Raw genomic sequence first — 4,330 nt, 5'->3', positions numbered from 1 at the left:
TTCAGCCTTATGCATCGCCCGATTTGAGCCTCGCGGCGTGCTGGACGCGCCCGGCACGCCCCACCCTGGCCGCACCCGCAAGCCAGGCAGCAACCGCTTTTATCCACCAAATGAAAGAGCCGGATGAAGGCTGGCACAGCCGGATAATGTAGGAAAGGCTTATTTGAAGGCGACGCCTGCCTTGGGGTGGTGAGCGGACGGTTCCGATCCTCCCCGGAACGGGGAGGTGGCAGCCCACAGGGCTGACGGAGGGGTCGAAACCTCTCGTCAAGACGCACCGTCCCGACCCCTCCACCACCGCCTACGGCGGCGGTCCCCCTCCCCGTTCCGGGGAGGAACTAAAACGTCCGCAATCGGTCGAAACCCGCAACCCAAACAAAAGAGGCGCGGCCTCGCGACCACGCCCCTCCCCCTTATCCGGGTATAATCTTTTAGCGCGAAGCGAGCCGCATCGGGCCGGCCTTCGACGCCCACTGGATCGCCTCGCCGCCGCCCATCGCACGGATGAAACAGGTCTGACCCTGCGCCTTGAGCTGGTTGCACAGGCTCGTCGCATCGGCGCGCGTCGCGAGGCCGTTCACCGTCAGGCGATAGAAATTGCGGCCATTCACCGTCGCGGCGTGGCTCGACGCCGGGAAGTTCGCCAGTGCGCCATTGCGTTTTTTCAGGCTGCCCCATTTTTCCTTGGCAATGCCCAGGCTGTCATAAGCGCCCAGCTGCACCGCCCAGCCGGTCGGCTTTTTCGCATCGAACCCCATCGCCTTCGGGATCAGCACGGTCGCCAGCTCGAGCGCCTGTTTCTGCGCGGGACGGATACGCCCTTCATCCGCCACACGCGGCGCGGCGCGATAGGGCGCGGCGTCGGCGAGGATCACGTCGCCCGCGGGTTTCGGCCGCGGCAATTCGGTTACCGGCACGACGCCATCGGCGTTGCGGGTGGGCATCGGCAGTTCGACGCTGCGGATCGCTCCGCCCGCATCCGCAAGCACGGGCGGCGGCGGCGCATAGTCGGCGACCGGCGCCGGATCGGCGCTCGCCAGCTGGACCGCGGGCTCAACCGCGGCCATCTGCGTTTCGCCGAAATTGCTGAGCGCGAGCCGGACCGGCATGCCGGCGTCCTGCCGCGCGGTCGTCCCGATCAGGCTCGCGACGCGCATCCGCGCATCGGGTTGTTCGGCCAGCTTCGACCATTCGGCCATCCGGCCTTCGAGTTTGGCGATCGACAGATCCTGCGACGCGAGGATGCGCGCCTGCGCCCAGCGGCCCGACAGCGCGAACGCCAGCGCCAGATTCTGCCGCGTCCGTGCCCCGGCGCCTTCGGCGCGCGCGGCTTCGCTCAGCACATAGATTGCGCCTTCATTGTCACCCGCGAGCGCCAGCGCCAGCCCGAGGTCCGACGCCGGCACCGCCGCGCGATGCTCGGTCAGCAGCGTGACGGCTTCCCTGCCCTTGCCCTGCGCGATTTGCGCGAGCGCCAGCGAAAGCACCGTGTTGCCATCGGCCGCGCCGAGTTCGATCGCCTCGGTCAGCGCCGCGGTCGCCGATTCAAAGCGCCCGTCATCCAGATACGCCTGCCCCAGCAGCGCGCGATAGCTTGCATCGCGCGGGCTGCCCGCAACCGCGGCTTCGGCCAGGCCGACCGCCTTGCTGGCTTTCCCGGCTTCGAGCGCGACGCGCGCGTCGCTCGCCGATTTGGCGGCGATCGCGGGCTTGCCGGCGGCGCGCGACGGCGCGTCGGCCATCTTGCCCATGCCGCTGCATCCGGTGGCCACGCTCAGGACAAAGCCCGAAACGGCCAGGTTCATCAGCAACTTGCGGTTCATGACAGGTCCCCCCTATTATTCTTCAGCGCGGTCCGCGCACCGGGCGCGTGGCCGGCAGGCGGCTCGCCATCGCGTCGATTTCGGGCAGCGAAGCCAGATATTCGTCGAGCAGGTCGGTCAGGATCACCTGCGACGACCGGTTCGTCACCGCGCTCGCGAGGCGCAGGCGCAGATGGCGCTCGGCGTCGAGGCGCAGCGTGAAGGCGGCCTTTTCGCGAGCCCGGAGCGCGCGCGGTGCCTTTTCCTTCTTCGCAGCCGGTGCCGGACGCGCCTCGACCTTGCGCGCCACCGCGGCGACGCGCTCGATCAGCGATTCCTGCTGGCGGACGATTTCCGGGACCTCGGGGGCTTCGGCCTCGAAGTGACCGGCGCCATAATCCTCGGTCAGCCCGATCGGTTCGCCGGTATATTCGGCCGAAAATTCCGGCGTCAGCTCGTAACCGGCACGGTCGTCGACCGCATGTTCGGCCTCGACATTATGCGCCAGCACCGATCCGGTGAGCAAAGGCTTCAGGTCGAGCATCCGTGCGGGTTCGGCCGACTGGTCGGGATCGACATCATAACCCATGTCGTTCCAGCCAAGGTCGTCGTAACCGCCGGGGTTGAGGGGTGCGGGGCCGCTACCGAGCGGCTGGCGGCGCATGGCGGGACGCGCTCCGCCCTTGCGGGCAAGGAGTCCGGCGCTCAGCGATGCGAGGGGTTTGGGTTCGCCCATGGTTCCGATACCTCCCGTCACTGGCCAGCGATGCGGCGGCCAAAGCCACCACCCATCGGGCGAACCGCGCCATAATTGCCCTGTGTGGGGAGCGGCGCGGCGAATACGGTCCGGCGGAAATTCTTTTCGAGACGGTCGTTCATATAGGTCCACAGCTGGCGGATCTCGTCGGCCGAGCGACCGTTGGGGTCGACCTCCATCACGGTGCGGCCGTCGATCATCGACGCGGCATAATCGGTGCGGTGGTGCAGCGTGATCGGGGCGACGGTGCCGTGCTGCGACAATGCTACCGCGGCTTCGCTGGTGATCTTCGCCTTGGGCGTCGCGCCGTTGACGACGAACACCAGCGGCTTGCCGGCGCGTTCGCAAAGGTCGACGGTGGCGCCGACGGCGCGCAGGTCGTGCGGGCTCGGCCGCGTCGGAACGACGATCAGCTCGGCGACCGAAATCACGCTCTGGATCGCCATGGTGATCGCCGGCGGCGTATCGATGACCGCCAGTTTAAAGCCCTGCTGGCGCAGGATTTCGAGGTCGGAAGCCAGCCGCGCGACCGTGGTCTGGGCAAAGGCCGGAAGGTCGGTTTCACGCTCGTTCCACCAGTCGGCGAGCGAGCCCTGCGGATCGATGTCGATCAGAACGACGGGGCCGGCGCCCGCAAGCTGCGCCTGCACCGCGAGGTGCCCCGACAGCGTGGTCTTTCCCGACCCGCCTTTCTGTGAAGCCAATGCCAATACGCGCACTGCGTTACCCCCTCGGAAATCCAAAATTCGGCGAAGGAATGCCATGCGGGGCGCTAAAATTAGGTTAACGATGATAAAAAGAGGGTGAACGACTTGCTCACGAATATGGTAAACGAGCCCCTAAGACGAACCTGTGCCAGAACGGATCAAGTTCGGCGCGGCGCACTTTGTCGCTAACACCGTGTTAGCCAATTGGCGCTATAAAGACCCCGGGGACTGCAGCCGGCCTCACGCGGCGCAAGTCATTGGAGAATAAGATGCGTTCTTTCCGCACCGCCCATTCGCTGGCTCTGCCGCTGCTCGCGGCATCGATGCTGGCGGCGCCCGCCCATGCCGACGTCAAGGACGGCGTCGACGCCTGGCAGGCGGGCAATTATCCGGCCGCGGTCGCCGAATGGCGTCCGCTTGCAATCGCCGGCGACGCCGATGCGCAGTTCAATCTGGGGCAGGCCTATAAACTCGGCCGCGGCGTTCCCGCCGATCTCGTGCAGGCGGAGGCCTGGTATCGCCGCGCCGCCAAGCAAGGGCATTTGCAGGCGGAGGATAATCTCGGCCTCATACTCTTCACCGCGAACCGCCGGCAGGAGGCGATGCCCTTCATCCTCGCTTCGGCCGCGCGCGGCGAACCGCGCGCGCAATATGTCCTCGGCACAGCGCACTTCAACGGCGACCTCGCGCCGCAGGACTGGCCGCGCGCCTATGCGCTGACCAAGCGCGCCAGCGACGCCGGGCTCGGCATCGCCTCGGCGCGCCTCGCGCAGCTCGACAATCTGATCCCGCTCGACCAGCGCCAGCGCGGCCTCGCGCTGCTCCCCGAAATCGAGCGCGGCGAACAGCAGGCGCGCCTCGCCGCGGTCAATGCCGCCGCGCCGCCCGCGCCCAAACCCGTGCCCGCCGCCTCGCCGGTGAAGGTCGCCAGCCTGCCCGCCTCGGTTCCCGGCACCAGCTATACGCCACCGCCGGTGATCAACACGCCGCCCGCCGCCAAGCCCGCGCCCACGCCGGCACCGCAGCCCAAACCCGAACCGATCCGCAGCGTCGCGGTGGCCTCG

Annotated in this window: 4 protein-coding genes; 1 reads left to right on the top strand and 3 read right to left on the bottom strand. The window is 67.8% G+C overall.

Going from position 1 to position 4,330, the window contains the following annotated elements; genetic code table 11:
* Positions 1–431: 431 nt before the first annotated feature.
* From VJ811_RS03315 to VJ811_RS03305, 3 genes are read right to left on the bottom strand one after another with little or no spacing between them, the layout of a single operon-like run.
* Positions 432–1,823 carry an SPOR domain-containing protein gene (locus tag VJ811_RS03315; protein WP_324070855.1) on the bottom strand — a complete coding sequence of 464 codons (1,392 nt, stop codon included), beginning with the start codon at positions 1,821–1,823 and terminating at the stop codon, positions 432–434.
* 22 nt (positions 1,824–1,845) lie between these two features.
* Positions 1,846–2,538 (bottom strand): hypothetical protein, encoded by a 693-nt coding sequence (locus tag VJ811_RS03310; protein ID WP_324070854.1) that lies wholly within the window; start codon positions 2,536–2,538, stop codon positions 1,846–1,848.
* Between the two features lie 17 nt (positions 2,539–2,555).
* Complete coding sequence (locus tag VJ811_RS03305) at positions 2,556–3,278, bottom strand: ParA family protein (protein WP_037518907.1); 723 nt, start codon at positions 3,276–3,278, stop codon at positions 2,556–2,558.
* A 257-nt stretch (positions 3,279–3,535) separates the two neighbouring features.
* Between VJ811_RS03305 and VJ811_RS03300 the strand changes: the two genes are divergently transcribed.
* The coding region (locus VJ811_RS03300; protein ID WP_324070852.1) for a tetratricopeptide repeat protein at positions 3,536–4,330 on the top strand (795 nt) is incomplete at its 3' end.

This window comes from Sphingopyxis sp. (genome assembly GCF_035250425.1).
GTDB lineage: Bacteria > Pseudomonadota > Alphaproteobacteria > Sphingomonadales > Sphingomonadaceae > Sphingopyxis.
This window is presented reverse-complemented; position numbering and strand designations above follow the sequence as displayed.